At 67.6% G+C, this 16,996-nt stretch carries 16 protein-coding genes; 15 read left to right on the top strand and 1 reads right to left on the bottom strand.

Annotation, left to right across the window (positions count from 1 at the left end):
• The first annotated feature begins 58 nt into the window (after window positions 1–58).
• The 8 genes from WS96_RS30860 to WS96_RS30825 all read left to right on the top strand — a co-directional run bounded on the left by WS96_RS30860 (window position 59) and on the right by WS96_RS30825 (window position 7,059).
• Window positions 59–412, top strand: a complete 354-nt coding sequence (locus tag WS96_RS30860; protein WP_059837635.1) for a YciI family protein — start codon at window positions 59–61, stop codon at window positions 410–412.
• Window positions 413–537: 125 nt separating this feature from the next.
• Window positions 538–957, top strand: coding sequence for a YciI family protein (locus WS96_RS30855; protein WP_006482945.1), 420 nt, complete (start codon window positions 538–540; stop codon window positions 955–957).
• Between the two features lie 25 nt (window positions 958–982).
• Window positions 983–1,399, top strand: a complete 417-nt coding sequence (locus tag WS96_RS30850) for a VOC family protein (protein WP_034205286.1) — start codon at window positions 983–985, stop codon at window positions 1,397–1,399.
• A complete protein-coding gene (locus tag WS96_RS30845; RefSeq protein ID WP_059784148.1) occupies window positions 1,396–2,664 on the top strand; it encodes an RNA polymerase sigma factor in 1,269 nt (422 codons plus the stop codon). The genes WS96_RS30850 and WS96_RS30845 overlap by 4 nt, the downstream gene beginning before the upstream one ends.
• 225 nt (window positions 2,665–2,889) lie before the next feature.
• The gene (locus WS96_RS30840; RefSeq protein ID WP_006497294.1) at window positions 2,890–3,312 is read left to right on the top strand and encodes a rubrerythrin family protein; all 423 of its coding nucleotides are present in this window, start codon (window positions 2,890–2,892) and stop codon (window positions 3,310–3,312) included.
• A 111-nt stretch (window positions 3,313–3,423) separates the two neighbouring features.
• Complete coding sequence (locus WS96_RS30835; RefSeq protein WP_059837633.1) at window positions 3,424–4,761, top strand: heterodisulfide reductase-related iron-sulfur binding cluster; 1,338 nt, start codon at window positions 3,424–3,426, stop codon at window positions 4,759–4,761.
• 62 nt (window positions 4,762–4,823) lie between these two features.
• A complete protein-coding gene (locus tag WS96_RS30830; protein ID WP_059837631.1) occupies window positions 4,824–5,405 on the top strand; it encodes a DUF3501 family protein in 582 nt (193 codons plus the stop codon).
• Window positions 5,406–6,117: 712 nt separating this feature from the next.
• Complete coding sequence (locus tag WS96_RS30825; RefSeq protein ID WP_059837628.1) at window positions 6,118–7,059, top strand: transposase; 942 nt, start codon at window positions 6,118–6,120, stop codon at window positions 7,057–7,059.
• Window positions 7,060–7,200: 141 nt separating this feature from the next.
• On the opposite strand, the gene WS96_RS30820 is transcribed toward WS96_RS30825, so the two are convergent.
• Window positions 7,201–8,727, bottom strand: coding sequence for a mannose-1-phosphate guanylyltransferase/mannose-6-phosphate isomerase (locus WS96_RS30820; RefSeq protein WP_034205282.1), 1,527 nt, complete (start codon window positions 8,725–8,727; stop codon window positions 7,201–7,203).
• A 94-nt stretch (window positions 8,728–8,821) separates the two neighbouring features.
• On the opposite strand from WS96_RS30820, the gene WS96_RS33935 reads away from it, so the two are divergent.
• From WS96_RS33935 to WS96_RS30790, 7 genes are all read left to right on the top strand, one after another.
• Complete coding sequence (locus tag WS96_RS33935) at window positions 8,822–9,088, top strand: hypothetical protein (RefSeq protein WP_156443713.1); 267 nt, start codon at window positions 8,822–8,824, stop codon at window positions 9,086–9,088.
• A 70-nt stretch (window positions 9,089–9,158) separates the two neighbouring features.
• Complete coding sequence (locus WS96_RS30815; RefSeq protein ID WP_059837626.1) at window positions 9,159–10,532, top strand: undecaprenyl-phosphate glucose phosphotransferase; 1,374 nt, start codon at window positions 9,159–9,161, stop codon at window positions 10,530–10,532.
• A gap of 74 nt (window positions 10,533–10,606) precedes the next feature.
• The gene (locus tag WS96_RS30810; RefSeq protein ID WP_059837624.1) at window positions 10,607–12,019 is read left to right on the top strand and encodes a UDP-glucose dehydrogenase family protein; all 1,413 of its coding nucleotides are present in this window, start codon (window positions 10,607–10,609) and stop codon (window positions 12,017–12,019) included.
• A 30-nt stretch (window positions 12,020–12,049) separates the two neighbouring features.
• Complete coding sequence (locus tag WS96_RS30805; protein ID WP_059837622.1) at window positions 12,050–12,493, top strand: low molecular weight protein-tyrosine-phosphatase; 444 nt, start codon at window positions 12,050–12,052, stop codon at window positions 12,491–12,493.
• Window positions 12,487–13,665, top strand: coding sequence for a polysaccharide biosynthesis/export family protein (locus tag WS96_RS30800; protein WP_059837621.1), 1,179 nt, complete (start codon window positions 12,487–12,489; stop codon window positions 13,663–13,665). The genes WS96_RS30805 and WS96_RS30800 overlap by 7 nt, the downstream gene beginning before the upstream one ends.
• Before the next feature lie 50 nt (window positions 13,666–13,715).
• Complete coding sequence (locus WS96_RS30795; RefSeq protein ID WP_059837619.1) at window positions 13,716–15,941, top strand: polysaccharide biosynthesis tyrosine autokinase; 2,226 nt, start codon at window positions 13,716–13,718, stop codon at window positions 15,939–15,941.
• A 62-nt stretch (window positions 15,942–16,003) separates the two neighbouring features.
• Window positions 16,004–16,963, top strand: coding sequence for a glycosyltransferase family 2 protein (locus WS96_RS30790; protein WP_059837617.1), 960 nt, complete (start codon window positions 16,004–16,006; stop codon window positions 16,961–16,963).
• Window positions 16,964–16,996: the final 33 nt, after the last annotated feature.

Genomic DNA, 16,996 nt, shown 5'->3' with positions numbered 1-16,996 from the left:
CGTCGCATGCCGCTCGCCCGGCGCATGCCGCGGCGCCCCGTCCCCACAGGAGAAATCCATGTCTTACATGCTGTTGATTGTCGAACCGACCGAGCAGCGCGCCCAGCGCACGCTCGACGAAGGTCAGGCGCTTTATGCGCGCATGGTCGATTTCGCCGAGTCGCTGAAGGCGCGCGGCGTGCTGCGCGGCGTCGAGTCGCTGGAGCGGTCCGAGCGCGGCACGCGCGTGCAGGTGCGCGACGGCGAGACGCGCCTGCTCGATGGCCCGTTCGCGGAGGCGAAGGAGATGATCGGAGGCTTCTTCCTCGTCGACGTCGACACGCGCGAGGAAGCGATCGAGATCGCGCGCCAGTGCCCGGCCGCGCAATGGTGCACGGTCGAGGTGCGCGCGGTCGGCCCGTGCTTCCTGTGAGCGTCGCGACTCGGTATTTACCCTGATTTGTCGTGGCGCGTGTCGATCCGGCCGTCTTCCGCCCGTCGTCCGGGTAAGGCGCCGCGGAACGGGCGCCGCTTTCCACCGACGACGAGGAGTAAACGATGCGATTCATGATCATGATCCGGGCGAACGCCGTCAGCGAATCCGACGCGTTGCCGGACAACCGGCTGGTCGAGGCCATGACGGTCTATCACGAGGAACTGGCGAAGGCCGGCGTGCTGCTCGACGCCAACGGCCTGAGGTCGAGCGCCCATGGCTGGCGCGTGCGCTACACGGGTGGCAAGGGCACGGTGATCGACGGCCCGTTCGCCGAAACGAAGGAACTGATCGCCGGCTATACGCTGATCCAGGTGCGTTCGCGCGACGAAGCGCTCGAATGGACGCGCCGGTTTCCCGCGCCGTTCGGCGCCGAGCTCGATTGCGAGATCGAGGTGCGGCCGCTGTTCGAGCTCGACGACCTGACGCCGAGCGACGCGGTCGAGCGGTTCCGCGATCTCCACGTCGGCCGTAGCCACGCCTGAACCAACCTCACAGGGAGCACCCGTCATGCACAAGATGGTTTTCATCAATCTGCCGGTAGCCGACCTGCCGCGCGCGAAGACGTTCTACCAGGCGCTCGGCTTCGAGGTCGTGCCGGCCTATACCAACGATCAGGCCGCCTGCATCCGGATCAGCGACGCGATCTTCGCGATGCTGCTCGTGCGGCCGTTCTTCCAGACCTTCACCGACAAGACCATCATCGATCCGGCGACGCACATCCAGGTGTTGTCGTGCCTGTCGTGCGACAGCCGCGCCGAAGTCGACGCGATCGTCGCGAAGGCGCTGGCGGCGGGCGGGGCCGCGCCGCAGGCGCCGCGCGAATACCCGAACATGTACGGCCACGGATTCACCGATCCGGACGGTCACACGTGGGAACTGATGGCCATGCCGCTGGACGCGTCCGCCCAGGGGCAGGCGTCGTGACGCGTGAGGCGACTCATCGTGCGATCGAAGCGGTCTGGCGAATCGAGGCGCCGAAGATCATCGCGCGCGCCGCGCGCGTGGTGCGCGACGTCGGCGTGGCCGAGGAGCTGGCGCAGGACACGCTCGTCGCGGCGCTCGAGCACTGGCCCGTCGACGGCGTGCCCGACAACCCGGCCGCCTGGCTGATGACGGCCGTGAAGCGCCGCGCGCTCGACCGGGTCCGGCAGGAGTCGCTTCATGCGGCGAAGCGCGACCAGCTCGGTCACGAGATGGACGCGCTCGAAGCGCATGTCGTCCCCGATATCGCGGACGCACTCGCCGACGCGCGCGACGACGACATCGGCGACGACCTGCTGCGGCTGATCTTCACGTCGTGCCACCCGGTGCTGTCGACCGACGCGCGCGTCGCGCTGACGCTGCGGCTGCTCGGCGGGCTGACGACGGGCGAGATCGCGCGCGCGTTCCTGACGCCCGAGCCGACGATCGCGCAGCGGATCGTGCGCGCGAAGCGCACGCTCGCGGCGGCGCACGTGCCGTTCGAGGTGCCGGCCGCCGATGCGCGGCCCGCGCGGCTCGCGTCGGTGCTCGAAGTGATCTATCTCGTGTTCAACGAAGGCCACGCGGCGACGGCGGGCGACGACTGGATGCGTCCGGCGCTATGCGACGAGGCGTTGCGGCTCGGCCGCGTGCTGGCCGGGCTCGCGCCGGACGAAAGCGAAGTGTTCGGGCTCGTCGCGCTGATGGAGCTGCAGGCGTCGCGCATGCATGCGCGCATCGACGCGCAGGGCCGCCCTGTGCTGCTGCTCGACCAGGACCGCAGCCGCTGGGATCCGTTGCTGATCCGGCGCGGCCTCGCCGCGCTGGAGCGGGCGACGAAGCTCGGCGGCGTGCGCGGGCCGTATGCACTGCAGGCGGCGCTCGCCGCGTGCCACGCGCGCGCGCGGCAGGCTTCGGACACGGACTGGGCACAGATCGTCGCGCTGTACGACGCGCTCGCCGAAGTGGCGCCGTCGCCGGTCGTCGAGCTGAATCGCGCGGTCGCGGTGGGGATGGCGTTCGGGCCGGCCGCGGCGCTCGAACTCGTCGACGTGCTGCGCGACGATCCGGCGCTGGCGCGCTATCACTGGCTGCCGAGCGTGCGCGGCGATCTGCTCGCGAAGCTCGGCCGCGCCGACGAGGCCAAGCGGGAGTTCCGCCGTGCGGCGGAACTGACGCGCAACGAGCGCGAGCGCGAATTGCTGCTCAAGCGCGCGATGGATGCGTGACGCATCGCGCATGACGCGCGCGGCGCCGCGGCAGCGCCCATCTTCGCGGCCATCCGCCGCGTTCGCCCCCGACGCTATCGCCCGCATTGAAAAAGCCTATTGGGGGATGCGAACGCGAGCGCCTAGATTGAAGAGCACGATGCGCGCCCGGCGCACGCATCGTTCCCCACATATCTGATCGGCCCGGCGTCGCACGCGGCCGCGCCGACTCGAACGGAGGCGCAAATGGCTCAACTCAAGGGCAGCAAAACCGAAGAGAACCTGAAGGCCGCATTCGCGGGCGAATCGCAGGCGAATCGGCGCTATCTGTATTTCGCTTCGAAGGCCGACGTCGAGGGGCAGAACGACGTCGCCGCGCTGTTCCGCTCGACGGCCGAAGGCGAAACCGGCCATGCGCACGGCCATCTCGAATACCTGGAAGCCGTCGGCGATCCCGCCACGGGTTTGCCGTTCGGTTCGTCGCGGCTGAATCTCGAATCGGCGATCGCCGGCGAAACGCACGAATACACCGACATGTATCCGGGCATGGCGAAGACCGCGCGCGACGAAGGGTTCGACGAAATCGCGAATTGGTTCGAGACGCTCGCGAAGGCCGAACGCAGCCACGCGAACCGCTACACGAAGGCGCTGGACAGTCTCGTCGACTGACGGGCCGTCGCGGGTCGCACGGCAGCGCCGCGCGGCCGGCGGTTCGTTCATCGCCGCCCGCACCGCGCGGGCGGTGCGCTTGCGCACATGCGCGCCACGCGGGAGCGCCCCATGCCCCACAAGGAAGGCAGTCTCGAAGCCCCGACCCGGCATCCGCTCGACTGGCAGTCCGAAGCGTTCTACGATCAGGCCGCGATCGATGCGGAAATGACGCGCGTATTCGACATCTGCGCCGGATGCCGGCGCTGCGTGTCGCTGTGCGGCGCGTTTCCGGCGCTGTTCGACCTCGTCGACGACACGCCGACGGGCGACATCGACGAAGTGCCGAAGGCTGCATTCGGCAAGGTCGTCGACCAGTGCTATCTGTGCGACCTCTGCTACATGACGAAATGCCCGTACGTGCCGCCGCACGCATGGAACGTCGATTTCCCGCACCTGATGCTGCGCGGCAAGGCTGCGCGTTACAAGCGCGGCGAAGCGACGCTGCGCGACAAGGTGCTGTCGAATACCGATGCGCTCGGCCATTTCGCGGGCATTCCGGTCGTCACGCAGACGGTCAACGCGGTGAACCGCACGCCGCCTGCGCGCCACGCGCTGGAAGCGCTGCTGGGCGTCGACCGCGACGCATGGCTGCCGGAGTTCGCGCCGCGCAAGTTCCGCCGCGCCGCGAAGCGCTCGGATGGCCCGCCGGTACGCGACGGTGAACGCACGCCCGGCAAGGTCGCGATCTACGCGACGTGCTACGTGAATTTCAACGAGCCGGGGATCGGCCACGACCTGCTCGCGATTCTCGCGCACAACGAGATCCCGTACGAGCTCGTCACGCGCGAAGCGTGCTGCGGGATGCCGTTGCTCGAGCAGGGCAATCTCGACGGCGTCGCCGCGAAGCAGGCGGTCAACGTCCCGGTGCTCGAACGCTACGCGCGCGAAGGCTATGCGCTGATCGCCGCGATCCCGAGCTGCGTGCTGATGTACAAGAGCGAGCTGCCGCTGATGTTCCCCGGCGACGCGGCCGTGCGCGCGGTGGCCGACGCGTTCTGGGATCCGTTCGAGTACGTGATCGCGCGGCATCGCGACGGACTGCTGAAGACCGATTTCAAGACCGGCCTCGGCACCGTGTCGTATCACGTGCCGTGCCATGCGCGCGTGCAGAACATCGGCCGCAAGACGGCCGATGCGCTGTCGCTCGTGCCCGATACGCGCGTGAACGTGGTCGAGCGCTGCTCCGGCCATGCGGGCACGTTCGGCGTGAAGAAGGGGTTTCATGCGGATGCGATGCGGATCGGCGCGCCCGTGTTCAAGGCGATGGCCGAGCCGCAGCCGGACGTCGTGTCGTCCGACTGCGCGCTCGCCGGCCATCACATCGTGCAGGGCATCGGCGAGAAGGGGCTGCCGCAAGCGCCGCTCGCGCATCCGTTGACGCTGCTGCGCCGCGCGTACGGCATCTGACGCGTCCGAACCCGCTTCGTTGCGAACACATCGACGACATCCGACGATACCCAAGGACATCCATGACGCTGACCCGCGACTCCCTGCTGACGCTCGAAGCGTACGCGAAGATCCGCAAGGCCGAGCACGCGCGGCTCGTCGCGTACAAGCGCCGCCGCGCGGTGGCGCTCGGCAATCACCTGCGTTTCCTGTTCGAGGACGAGACGACGATCCGCTACCAGATCCACGAGATGCTGCACATCGAGAAGATCTTCGACGAAGCCGGCATCGCAGCGGAGCTCGACGCGTATCTGCCGCTGGTGCCCGACGGCACCAACCTGAAGGCGACGATGCAGATCGAGTACGAGCACGAGGTCGAACGGCGCGCGGCGCTCGCGCGGCTGATCGGGGTCGAGGATCGCGTGTACCTGCGGGTCGACGGGCACGCGAGCGTCTACGCGATCGCCGACGAGGATCTCGAACGCGACAACGCCCAGAAAACGTCGGCCGTGCACTTCGTCCGTTTCGAGTTCGATGCGCCGATGCGCGCCGCGCTCAAGGGCGGCGCGGCGCTGTCGATCGGCTGCGATCATCCGGCCTATGCGATGCCGCCGCAGCGCATCGACGCGGACGTGGCCGCGGCGCTGGCCGGCGATCTGCGCTGAGCCGGCGCCCACCGCGCCTGGCGGCGCCGCTTTTCCGTTCCGACCCGAAACGGTCGCGCCGCAACGCCGCGGCGCGACCGCTCGCCCGTTGCCCCGAAAATGTAACAACCGTGACGGATTTGCATGCGGGGACACAGTGAGCGCGCCGCGTCAGCGTATTTTCATTACTCGCAGAGAAACAATAAAAAGATTGTGCATGGAGATAATTCGATTCTCCGAAAATCGAATGATTTACCGATTCGTGAATATCTTGTTACGAATTTTTCCCTGATTTACCGATTTCGGGAAGTCATTCCGCGGAGTGTCGCGGGTGGGGTCGGAGCAGGCCGCAACGGCCCGTTTCATCGCTTTCTTCGGACGCCGGAGAGCCCCGCCAGACGGGCCTTTGCAGCCGCCGGCATAAAGATCTCGCAAAAAAATTCAAGCGTAAATGGATTGCTCGCCCATGGCAGGTTGTTTCAGTGCGTAACATTAAGTCATTGTCATATTGAGATAAACCCTAGGGATGGTATGCTTCGTGCACAAAAATTCCCACATTGGAGTGAGACCGCGATTTGTGCGCCATTGCCGGGAATCGCGGCACCGTGAAAGTGCGGTGTCGCCCGGTATGCACAACGCCGGATAACCATAATGTGCAACCTGGCCGCCCCGCGACGTGTCGCGACGGCGCCGCCAATCGCAGCCCCGGCCTGGCTGCGTGGAGAGATCGACTATGTTCTTCGATGAGCTTAACGATGAAGAGTGGTTTCGCCTTTCAGCGCTGATCGCCGATGAACCCATCCGGCTGAACCGTCGAGGGCGTCCGCGCGCCGAACCGCGCGTCGTCGCCAACGCGGTGCTCTGGATCCTGACGACCGGGGAAGCCTGGTCAAAGCTGCCCGGTCGCTATCCATCCGGGCCGACGTGCCGCCGCCGCTACGAAGAGTGGCTCGCGAACGGCACGCTGCTGAAGATGATCGACGTGCTGACCCAGTTCAGCGGGCGCACGTTCGCGTATATCCCGCCGCCGCCCGTCGCGGTCGCGCCGGCCCGCCGCGCGGAGCCCGTGCCCGACAACGACCGTCTGCGCGGCGTGTTCTGGCAGAACCCCGAGTCGTGGCAATTGCCGGTTGCGCAGGCAAACGTTTGGCCGGGCGAGGGTGCGTCGCTGAGCACGATGCGGGACGACCAGGTGGACGGCCGCGCCGACGTGTCGTTCACGGTGCCCGGCGCGCCGGCCGCGGAGCTGCGCCATGTGCGGGCGTCGGCGGCGAGCTTCGCCGCGGCCGAGCCGCAGGTCGACGAGTATCGCGGCTATACGATCAGCGGGATCGCGCAGCCCGTGCAGAACCTGATGTATCGCGCGTGGGCCGAGATCTCGCAGGACGACCGGCGCGTCGAGCGCTCGGGCCTGATCGGCCCGCGCTTCACCGACGCCGAGGAAGCCGAGCAGTACGCGCTCGACTGGGCCCGCCAGTGGATCGATCGCCACGGTGCGAGCGACGCGCCGGCGCGCGAGCCGCAGGGCGAAGTGCTGGCCGGTTTGTCGGCGCTGGCGCGCGCGGAGTCGGACATCAAGCGCTTCATCGCCGAGCGTCGCGCGGGCGCGTTGTCGGAAAGCCGCAACGATCCCGTGCAGTCGGAACGTCGCGAATACGAGTACCGCGTGGGCTGATCGCCGTTTCCGTGCCACGCGCGGGCCGTCGTGCGCCACGACGCCCGCGCGCCAGTCCGGTGTCTCCTTCGGTGTCTCCATGTCTGCCTCGCCCGGGCGCCGCTGTCGAGGCGGCGCCCTTTCGTGCATGACGGCGCCGCGTTACTGTCTGCCGTAGGTATCGTCGAAGCGGACGATGTCGTCCTCGCCGAGATACGCGCCCGACTGCACTTCGATCAGCTCGAGCGGCATCTTGCCCGGGTTCTCCAGGCGGTGCGATACGCCGAGCGGAATGTACGTCGATTCGTTTTCGGACAGCAGGAACGTTTCGTCGCCGCGCGTGATGCGCGCGGTGCCGCGCACGACGATCCAGTGCTCGGCGCGGTGGTGGTGCATCTGCAGCGACAGTTGCGCGCCCGGCTTCACGACGATGCGTTTCACCTGGAAGCGCTCGCCCATGTCGACCGAGTCGTAGTGGCCCCACGGACGATGCACCTTGCGGTGGTCGGTCGCTTCGGAGCCCTGTCGCGCCTTGATGTGCCCGACGATCTTCTTCACGTCCTGCACGCGCGATTTGTCCGCGACGAGCACGGCGTCGGGCGTTTCGACGACGACCAGGTTCTGCGTGCCGACGCAGGCGACGAGCCGGCTTTCCGAGTGCGCGAACGTCGATTCGGCGCCTTCGAACAGCACGTGGCCGCGGCCGACGTTGCCGGTGTCGTCCTTCGGCGAGATCTGCCAGATCGCATCCCACGAGCCGACGTCCGACCAGCCCGCGTCGAGCGGCACGACGACGCTCTCGCACAGTTGCGGCTGGCTCGCGAGCGGTTCCATCACCGCGTAGTCGATCGAGTTCGACGGCGATGCGGCGAATGCGTCGCGATCGACGCGGAAGAAGTCGCCGTCTTCCTTGCCCTGCGCGACGGCCTGTTCGCAGGCCGCGTAGATCGCGGGCTCGAGCTGCCGGATCGCCTTCAGCCAGACCGACGCGCGCACGATGAAGATCCCGCTGTTCCACCAGTATTCGCCCGACGCGACGTACTGCTGCGCGAGTTCGAGGTGCGGCTTCTCGACGAAGCGGTCGAGGCGGCGTACGTCGAGGGGGCCGGTTGCGGCGTCGCCGAGCGGCGCGCCGACGCGGATGTAGCCGTAGCCGGTTTCCGCGTGCTTCGGCACGATGCCCATCGTCGCGATCTTGCCTTGCGCGGCGCAGTGCACGCCGGCCGCGACGGCCGCGTGAAAGCGCGGCACGTCCGCGACCGCATGGTCGGCCGGCATCACGGTCATCACCGCGTCGTTGCCGCCGGCGACGAGCCGCAGCGCGGCGAGCGTCAGCGCGGGCGCGGTGTCGCGACCGAGCGGTTCGAGCATGATCGTCGCGTGCTTGGCCGTCAGGCGCAGTTGCTCGGCGGTCGTGAAGCGGTGATCTTCTCCGCACACGATCAGCACGTCGTCGTTGAGCGGATGATCGGCCGTCAGGCCGTCGAGGCGCAGCGCGGTGGACTGCAGCAGCGAGTGATCGCCGAGCAGGCCGATCAGCTGTTTCGGAAAACGCTCGCGCGACATCGGCCACAGGCGCGTGCCGGAACCGCCGGCGAGAATCACGGGCTGCACGGCGAGACGCGTGCCGGCCGCGGGGGCGGCGGAAGTAGAAGGGCGCGTTTCGGCGGCCACTGCCGGAGCATTCATGATGACACTCTCCACGGTTGAAGTCGGTGCCTGTCGTTGTAGCATGAAGTAAATCGACAATAAAACCGGACCCAATGCCGGATATCCGTCAGGCATGCGTACGGAAGAATTTTCCGCGATAGCACCGGCCAGAAATAAAAAAATAAAAAATAATTCCGGGCGCCGGCCGGACACGACCGCCCGCAAAGGGCGGCCGGGAAGCGTAAAGATTCCGAAAAAATCTCCGTTCCCGACCGATTCGGGAAAACCTGCCGATTTAATTAAAAAAGATCGCGGCAAGAATTTCCGATTATTTTTCGAAATACTTGTGCGCTTGAGGAGGAATTTTCTTGTCGCTTCAATAGCGTCATGCAACGTTTGAATCGAATGCGCGGCAAGGGCTGCGCAAGGCGCTGTTCGGCAAACGCCTGTTCAAAGAAGAGGAAACAGACATGTTGAGCGTGCTGGCGAGAGTCATCGATATCGCGATGGTCGTGACGGGTGCGCTGATCGCGGCCGCGTTGCACGACGGCAGCATCGGGCTCAGCGACCTGCAGCGCACGACGGTGCTGTTCGACTGCCTGCTGGTCGTCGTGTTCTTTCCGGCCGTCGGCATCTACCAGTCGTGGCGCGGCAAGCGTCTCGTCGGGCTGGTGGTCCGCGTTGCGTTCGCGTGGCTCGCCGTGGAGCTCGCGGGCATCCTGCTGAGTTTCAGCTTTCACCAGTCGGGCGACCTGTCGCGGCTGTGGCTGGGTTACTGGGCGCTCGCGACGACGGCGCTGCTCGCGGGCTCGAAAGCCTGCGTGCACGTGGTGCTGCGGCAATTGCGCCGCGGCGGCTACAACCTGAAGGCGGTCGCGATCGTCGGCGGCACGCCGGCGGCACGGCGGCTGATCGCGCAGATGCGGGCGCGGCCGGAAGCCGGCTTCAACCCGGTGTGCGTGTACGACGAAAGCGAGGCGCCGGGCGAAGTCGCGCTCGACGACGTGCGTATCGAGCGGCAGTTCGAATCGCTGGTGTGGCTGGTGCGCAGCCGCGCGATCAGCGAGCTGTGGCTCACGCTGCCGATCACGGAGGAGCGTCGGATTCACGAGATCGTGACGGTGTTCCGCCACGACTTCGTGAACATTCGCTTCATTCCGGACGTGCGCACGCTGTCGTTCTTCAACCAGGAAGTGGTCGAGGTGCTCGGCGTGCCGGCGATCAACCTCGCGGCGTCGCCGATCACCGACGTGCGGATCCTGCCGAAGTTCGTGTTCGACCGGCTGTTCGCGCTGGCGGCGCTCACGGCGCTCGCGCCGGTGATGGTGCTGATCGCGGTTCTGATCAAGCTGACCTCGCGCGGGCCGGTGTTCTTTCGGCAGAAGCGCAAGGGCATCGACGGGCACGAGTTCGAGATCTACAAGTTTCGCTCGATGAAGGTGCATCAGGAAGTGGCCGGGCAGGTCACGCAGGCAACGAAGAACGACTCGCGCGTGACGCCGGTCGGCCGGTTCCTGCGGCGCACGAGCCTCGACGAGCTGCCGCAGTTCATCAACGTGCTGAAGGGCGAGATGTCGGTGGTGGGCCCGCGCCCGCATGCGCTCGCGCACGACGACATCTACAAGGATCTGGTCAAGGGCTACATGTTCCGCTACCGGATCAAGCCGGGCATCACCGGGTGGGCGCAGATCAACGGCTTTCGCGGCGAAACCGACCAGATCGAGAAGATGATGGGCCGCGTGAAGCTCGACCTGTACTACATGCAGAACTGGTCGTTCTGGCTCGACATCAAGATCGTCGTGCTGACGCTGTGGAAAGGCTTCACCGGCAGCAACGCGTACTGACACCGACGCGCCGCGTCACGCAGGCATTCCGGTTTTCCGAATTTCGAATCATTGGTCAAGGGGTCCGACACATCATGAATCTGACTATCATCGGCAGCGGTTACGTAGGGCTTGTCACCGGCGCCTGTCTCGCCGACATCGGGCACGACGTGTTCTGTCTCGACGTCGACCAGGCAAAGATCGACATCCTGAACGACGGCGGCGTGCCGATCCACGAGCCGGGCCTGAAGGAAGTGATCGCGCGCAACCGCTCGGCCGGCCGCCTGCGCTTCTCGACCGACGTCGAGGCCGCGGTCGCGCACGGCGACGTGCAGTTCATCGCGGTCGGCACGCCGCCCGACGAGGACGGCTCGGCCGACCTGCAATACGTGCTCGCGGCGGCGCGCAACATCGGCCGCTACATGACCGGCTTCAAGGTGATCGTCGACAAGTCGACGGTGCCGGTCGGCACGGCCGAGCGCGTGCGCGCGGCGGTCGCCGAGGAGCTCGCGAAGCGCGGCGGCGACCAGATGTTCTCGGTCGTGTCGAATCCGGAATTCCTGAAGGAAGGCGCGGCCGTCGACGACTTCACGCGGCCGGACCGCATCGTGATCGGCTGCGACGACGACGTGCCGGGCGAGCGCGCCCGCGAGCTGATGAAGAAGCTCTACGCGCCGTTCAACCGCAATCACGAGCGCACGCTGTACATGGACGTGCGTTCGGCCGAGTTCACGAAATACGCGGCGAACGCGATGCTCGCGACGCGCATCTCGTTCATGAACGAACTGGCGAACCTCGCCGACCGCTTCGGCGCGGACATCGAGGCCGTGCGCCGCGGGATCGGCTCCGATCCGCGCATCGGCTACCACTTCCTGTACGCCGGCTGCGGCTACGGCGGCTCGTGCTTCCCGAAGGACGTCGAGGCGCTGATCCGCACCGCCGACGAGCACGGCCAGTCGCTGCAGATCCTGAAGGCGGTGTCGTCGGTCAACGCGACGCAAAAGCGCGTGCTCGCCGACAAGATCGTCGCGCGTTTCGGCGAGGACCTGACCGGCCGCACGTTCGCGTTGTGGGGCCTCGCGTTCAAGCCGAACACCGACGACATGCGCGAGGCGCCGAGCCGCGAGCTGATCGCCGAGCTGCTGTCGCGCGGCGCGCGCGTCGCGGCCTACGACCCGGTCGCGCAGCAGGAAGCGCGCCGCGTGATCGCGCTCGATCTCGCCGATCATCCGAGCTGGCTCGAGCGCCTCACCTTCGTCGACGACGAGGCGCAGGCCGCGCGAGACGCCGACGCGCTCGTGATCGTCACCGAATGGAAGGTGTTCAAGAGCCCCGACTTCGTCGCGCTCGGCCGCCTGTGGAAGGCCCCCGTGATCTTCGACGGCCGCAACCTGTACGAGCCGGAGACGATGAGCGAGCAGGGCATCGAGTACCACCCGATCGGCCGGCCGGGCTCGCGCCAGGCCGTCGCCGCCCGCGTGCCGGGCGCCGCGCGCGCCGGCGCGTAACCCGTTTTCCGTCACTCGTTACGAGACGCCATGTTCCGGAACATCCTGATCGTCTGCCACGCGAACGTCTGCCGCAGCCCGGCGGCGGAAATGCTGTTCAAGTCGCACGCCGCGTCGCGCGGCGGCCCGCGCCCGACGTTCCATTCGGCCGGCGTGAACGCGAACGACGGCGACGGCATCGATCCGGTGATGCGGCAACTGCTGGCCGAGCGGGGCGTCGATGCGACGACCCATCGCTCGCGGCGGCTGTCGCGCCGGATCGTGCGCGACGCCGACCTGATTCTCGTCAGCGAGCGCGATCAGATCAAGGCCGTCGAATCGGTCGATCCGTTCGCGCGCGGCAAGGTCCACCTGCTGGGCAAGTGGGAGGACGCCGAGATCGCGGACCCGCATGGCGGCCCCGAGGCCGACTATCGCGAGAGCTACTCATTGATCGAACGTCTGGTTCAAGGATGGCTGCAAAAACTATGCTGAAACGTCCCATGCGCCCGCTGGCGCTCGCCGTCGCGCTGACGACCTTCCTGTCGGCCTGCGCAACCGCGCCCGGCAACTACCTCGACTCGTCGAACCTGAAGGACGACGGCCGGCAGGAAGCGGCCGAGACCTATCCGGTTCATTACATCGACGCCAAAGTGGTGATGGATCAGCTGCAGAAAGCGCAGGTCGACCATCCGCTGCCGCCCGGGCGCTATACCGATCCGTCGCAGTACACGTATCGCGTCGGCCCGCAGGACATTCTCGGCGTCACCGTGTGGGATCACCCGGAGCTGACGACGCCGCAGGGCCAGTCGTTCTCGAGCGGCGGCAACACGACGCAATCGGTCGCGGGCGCGCTGCAGCAGCCGTATACGACCGCGCTGCCGGGTCAGGCCGATCCGTACGGCCAGACCGTGGCCGCCGACGGCACGATCTTCTTCCCGTTCGTCGGCCGCATTCGCGTGGCGGGCAAGACGGTCGCGCAGATCCGCGACGAGATGGCGTCCAGCCTGGCGCGCTACGTGAAGAATCCGCAGCTCGACGTGCGCGTGCTGTCGTTCCGCAGCCAGAAGGTGCAGGTGACGGGCGAGGTGAAGCAGCCGGGTCCGCTCGCGGTGAGCGACGTGCCGCTCACGCTGGTCGACGCGATCTCGCGCTCGGGCGGCTCGACCGCCGAGGCCGATTTGCAGCGCGTGCGGCTCACGCGCGACGGCAAGCTGTACACGCTCGATGCGAACGGCGTGCTCGATCGCGGCGAGGTGAAGCAGAACGTGATGCTGCAGCCGGGCGATATCGTCAACGTGCCGGACCGCAGCGACAGCCGCGTGTTCATCATGGGCGAGGTCAAGACGCCGGTCACGGTGCCGATGCTCAAGGGCAAGCTGACCATCGCCGACGCGCTGACGGCCGGCGGCGGGATTCTCGACACCGACGCGAACCCGCGCAAGATCTACGTGATGCGCGGGATGCGCGACAACCCGACGAAGCCCGAAGTGTTCCGTCTCGACATGACGCAGCCCGACGCGCTGATGCTGTCGAGCCGCTTCCCGCTTCAACCGCTCGACGTCGTCTACGTCAGCACGGCCGGCTCGGTGCAGTTCAACCGCGTGCTGCAGCAGGTGCTGCCGACGATCCAGACGATCTTCTACATGCGGCAAATCACGCGCTGATAGCCCGCCGGGGCGGCGTCCGCCCCCCGGCACCACTCAAGCGGGAACGAATGGTGAACACGCAAGCGAAACACTCCTACGCGGACCTGACCGCGAAAACCGAGGAAGAGGACGTCGTTCTCGGCCAGTTGCTCCAGGTCATCATGGACGACATCTGGCTGCTGCTCGGCATCGCGGTGACGGTCGTCGCGCTCGCCGGCCTCTATTGCTTCATCGCGAAGCCGGTCTACCAGGCGGACGTGCACGTGCGGGTCGAGGGCAACGACAACACGTCGCAGGCGCTCACGCAGACGCAGACGGGCGCGTCGATCAACAGCGGCCCGCAGCAGGCGCCGACCGATGCGGAAATCGAGATCATCAAGAGCCGCGGCGTCGTCACGCCGGTCGTCGAGCAGTTCAAGCTGAACTTCTCGGTCGCGCCGAAGACGCTGCCGGTGCTCGGCAGCCTCGCCGCGCGCCTCGCGACGCCAGGCCAGCCGTCGCGGCCGTGGCTCGGCCTGAAGTCGTATGCGTGGGGCGGCGAGCTCGCCGACGTCGACTCGATCAGCGTCGTGCCGGCGCTCGAAGGCAAGAAGCTGACGCTGACGGCCGGCCCGGACGGCACCTATTCGCTGGTCGACGAGAACGGCACGCGGCTGCTGGCGGGTCGCGTCGGCGAGCCGGCGCAGGGCGGCGGCGTGACGCTGCTCGTACAGAAGCTCGTCGCGCGCCCCGGCACGCAATTCACGGTGGTCCGCTACAACGATCTCGACGCGATCACGGGTTTCCAGACGGGCATCCAGGTGTCCGAGCAGGGCAAGCAGACGGGTGTCGTGCAGATCTCGCTCGAAGGCAAGGACCCGGATCAGACCGCCGCGATCGCGAACGCGCTCGCGCAGTCGTACCTGAACCAGCACGTGGTCGCGAAGCAGGCCGAAGCGACCAAGATGCTCGACTTCCTGAAGGGCGAGGAGCCGCGCCTGAAGGCCGATCTCGAACGCGCGGAAGCCGCGTTGACGCAGTATCAGCGCACCTCGGGCTCGATCAACGCGAGCGACGAGGCGAAGGTCTACCTCGAAGGCAGCGTGCAGTACGAACAGCAGATCGCCGCGCAACGCCTGCAGCTCGCGTCGCTCGCGCAGCGCTTCACCGATTCGCACCCGATGGTGATCGCCGCGAAGCAGCAGCTCGCGGAGCTGCAGGGCGAGAAGGACAAGTTCAGCAACCGCTTCCGCAGCCTGCCGGCGACCGAAGTGAAGGCGGTCCAGCTCCAGCGCGACGCGAAGGTCGCCGAGGACATCTACGTGCTGCTGCTGAACCGCGTGCAGGAGCTGTCGGTGCAGAAGGCCGGCACGGGCGGCAACATCCACCTCGTCGATTCGGCGCTCCGTCCGGGCGCGCCGATCAAGCCGAAGAAGGTGCTGATCCTGTCGGCCGCCGTGTTCCTGGGGCTGATCCTCGGCACCGGCGTCGTGTTCCTGCGCCGCAACCTGTTCCAGGGCATCGAGGATCCGGACCGCGTCGAACGCACGTTCAACCTGCCGCTGTACGGGCTCGTCCCGCAGAGCGCCGAGCAGGTGAAGCTCGATGCCGCGGCCGAGAAGGGCGGCGGTCGTGCACGGCCGATCCTCGCGAGCCTGCGTCCGAAGGACCTGAGCGTCGAAAGCATGCGCAGCCTGCGCACCGCGTTGCAGTTCGCGATGATGGACGCGAAGAACCGCGTGATCGTGCTGACCGGCCCGACGCCGGGCATCGGCAAGAGCTTCCTGACGGTCAACCTCGCGGTGCTGCTCGCCCATTCGGGCAAGCGCGTGCTGCTGATCGACGCCGACATGCGCCGCGGGATGCTCGACCGCTACTTCGGCCTCACCTCGCAGCCGGGGCTGTCGGAGCTGCTGAGCGACCAGTCCTCGCTCGAGGACGCGATCCGCGAGACGCCGGTGCAGGGCCTGTCGTTCATCGCGGCCGGCACGCGCCCGCCGAACCCGTCGGAGTTGCTGATGTCGACGCGCCTGCCGCAATACCTCGAAGGCCTCGGCAAGCGCTACGACGTCGTGCTGATCGATTCGCCGCCGGTGCTCGCGGTGACCGACGCGACCATCATCGGCCGCATGGCCGGCGCCACCTTCCTGGTGCTGCGCTCGGGCATGCACACGGAAGGCGAGATCGCCGACGCGATCAAGCGCCTGCGCACCGCGGGCGTCGATCTGGAAGGCGGGATCTTCAATGGCGTGCCGCCGAAGGCGCGCGGCTACGGCCGCGGCTATGCGGCCGTGCACGAATACCTGAGCGCTTGATCGCATTGCACGACACCGGGCCGGCGCGCGCCGCAGCGGCCCGGCCGAATGGAGAACCTTCGATGAAAATTTCCGTGCTCGTTCCGACCTACCGGCGTCCCGCCGACCTCGCGCGCTGCCTGCTGGCGCTGCAGCGGCAGCAGCGGCTGCCCGACGAGGTGATCGTCGTCGCGCGCCCGGAGGACGACGCCACGCACGAACGGCTCGCCGATCCGGCGGTCGGCGGCGCGCTGCCGCTGCGCATCGTGCCGGTCGACGTGGCGGGGCAGGTCGCCGCGCTGAACAAGGGGCTCGACGCGTCGACCGGCGACATCGTCGCGATCACCGACGACGATGCGGCGCCGCACCCCGACTGGCTCGCGCGCATCGAAGCCGCGTTCCTGTCCAACCCGCGCGTGGGCGCGGTCGGCGGCCGCGACTGGGTGCACGAAAAAGGCCGCCTGCTCGACGAATCGCGCGAGCTGGTCGGCCAGCTCACGCTGTCGGGCAAGATCGTCGGCAATCATCACCTCGGCGTCGGCGGCGCACGCGAAGTCGACATGCTGAAAGGCGCGAACATGAGCTACCGCCGCGCGGCGATCGAACGGCTGCGCTTCGACACGCGGCTGCGCGGCGCCGGCGCGCAGGTGCACAACGACATGGCGTTCAGCATGGCAGTGCAGCGCGCGGGCTGGACGCTGCTGTACGACCCGGCGATCGCCGTCGATCATTTCCCGGCCGAGCGCTTCGACGACGACCGTCGCGATGCGGCATCGCTGAACGCGATCAGCAACGGCGCGTACAACCTGCAACTGACGCTGCGCGAGCATCTGCCGCCGGTACGGCGCGAGATCGCGTGGTGGTGGTGGACGCTGATCGGCACGCGCGTCTATCCGGGTTTCGCGCACGTGCTGCTGTCGTTGCCCACCGCGCGGCGCGCCCGAGTGCTCGCGCACTGGCGCGCGGTGCGCCGCGGCGCGCGCGATGCGCGCCGCACGAACCTCGCCCCCCACCGCGCGGCGATGCCGCCGGTGACGTCTTGAACGGCCTGCGCGCAGTGCGCGCGGCCACGCCCG

The organism is Burkholderia sp. MSMB1835 (assembly GCF_001526365.1).
Lineage (GTDB): Bacteria > Pseudomonadota > Gammaproteobacteria > Burkholderiales > Burkholderiaceae > Burkholderia.
This window is presented reverse-complemented; position numbering and strand designations above follow the sequence as displayed.

Coding starts and splice junctions, on each gene's coding strand:
- WS96_RS30860 (WP_059837635.1), top strand. CDS start 59: ATGTCTTACATGCTGTTGATTGTCGAACCGACCGAGCAGCGCGCCCAG.
- WS96_RS30855 (WP_006482945.1), top strand. CDS start 538: ATGCGATTCATGATCATGATCCGGGCGAACGCCGTCAGCGAATCCGAC.
- WS96_RS30850 (WP_034205286.1), top strand. CDS start 983: ATGCACAAGATGGTTTTCATCAATCTGCCGGTAGCCGACCTGCCGCGC.
- WS96_RS30840 (WP_006497294.1), top strand. CDS start 2,890: ATGGCTCAACTCAAGGGCAGCAAAACCGAAGAGAACCTGAAGGCCGCA.
- WS96_RS30835 (WP_059837633.1), top strand. CDS start 3,424: ATGCCCCACAAGGAAGGCAGTCTCGAAGCCCCGACCCGGCATCCGCTC.
- WS96_RS30830 (WP_059837631.1), top strand. CDS start 4,824: ATGACGCTGACCCGCGACTCCCTGCTGACGCTCGAAGCGTACGCGAAG.
- WS96_RS30825 (WP_059837628.1), top strand. CDS start 6,118: ATGTTCTTCGATGAGCTTAACGATGAAGAGTGGTTTCGCCTTTCAGCG.
- WS96_RS30820 (WP_034205282.1), bottom strand. CDS start 8,727: ATGAATGCTCCGGCAGTGGCCGCCGAAACGCGCCCTTCTACTTCCGCC.
- WS96_RS33935 (WP_156443713.1), top strand. CDS start 8,822: ATGCGTACGGAAGAATTTTCCGCGATAGCACCGGCCAGAAATAAAAAA.
- WS96_RS30815 (WP_059837626.1), top strand. CDS start 9,159: ATGTTGAGCGTGCTGGCGAGAGTCATCGATATCGCGATGGTCGTGACG.
- WS96_RS30810 (WP_059837624.1), top strand. CDS start 10,607: ATGAATCTGACTATCATCGGCAGCGGTTACGTAGGGCTTGTCACCGGC.
- WS96_RS30805 (WP_059837622.1), top strand. CDS start 12,050: ATGTTCCGGAACATCCTGATCGTCTGCCACGCGAACGTCTGCCGCAGC.
- WS96_RS30800 (WP_059837621.1), top strand. CDS start 12,487: ATGCTGAAACGTCCCATGCGCCCGCTGGCGCTCGCCGTCGCGCTGACG.
- WS96_RS30795 (WP_059837619.1), top strand. CDS start 13,716: ATGGTGAACACGCAAGCGAAACACTCCTACGCGGACCTGACCGCGAAA.
- WS96_RS30790 (WP_059837617.1), top strand. CDS start 16,004: ATGAAAATTTCCGTGCTCGTTCCGACCTACCGGCGTCCCGCCGACCTC.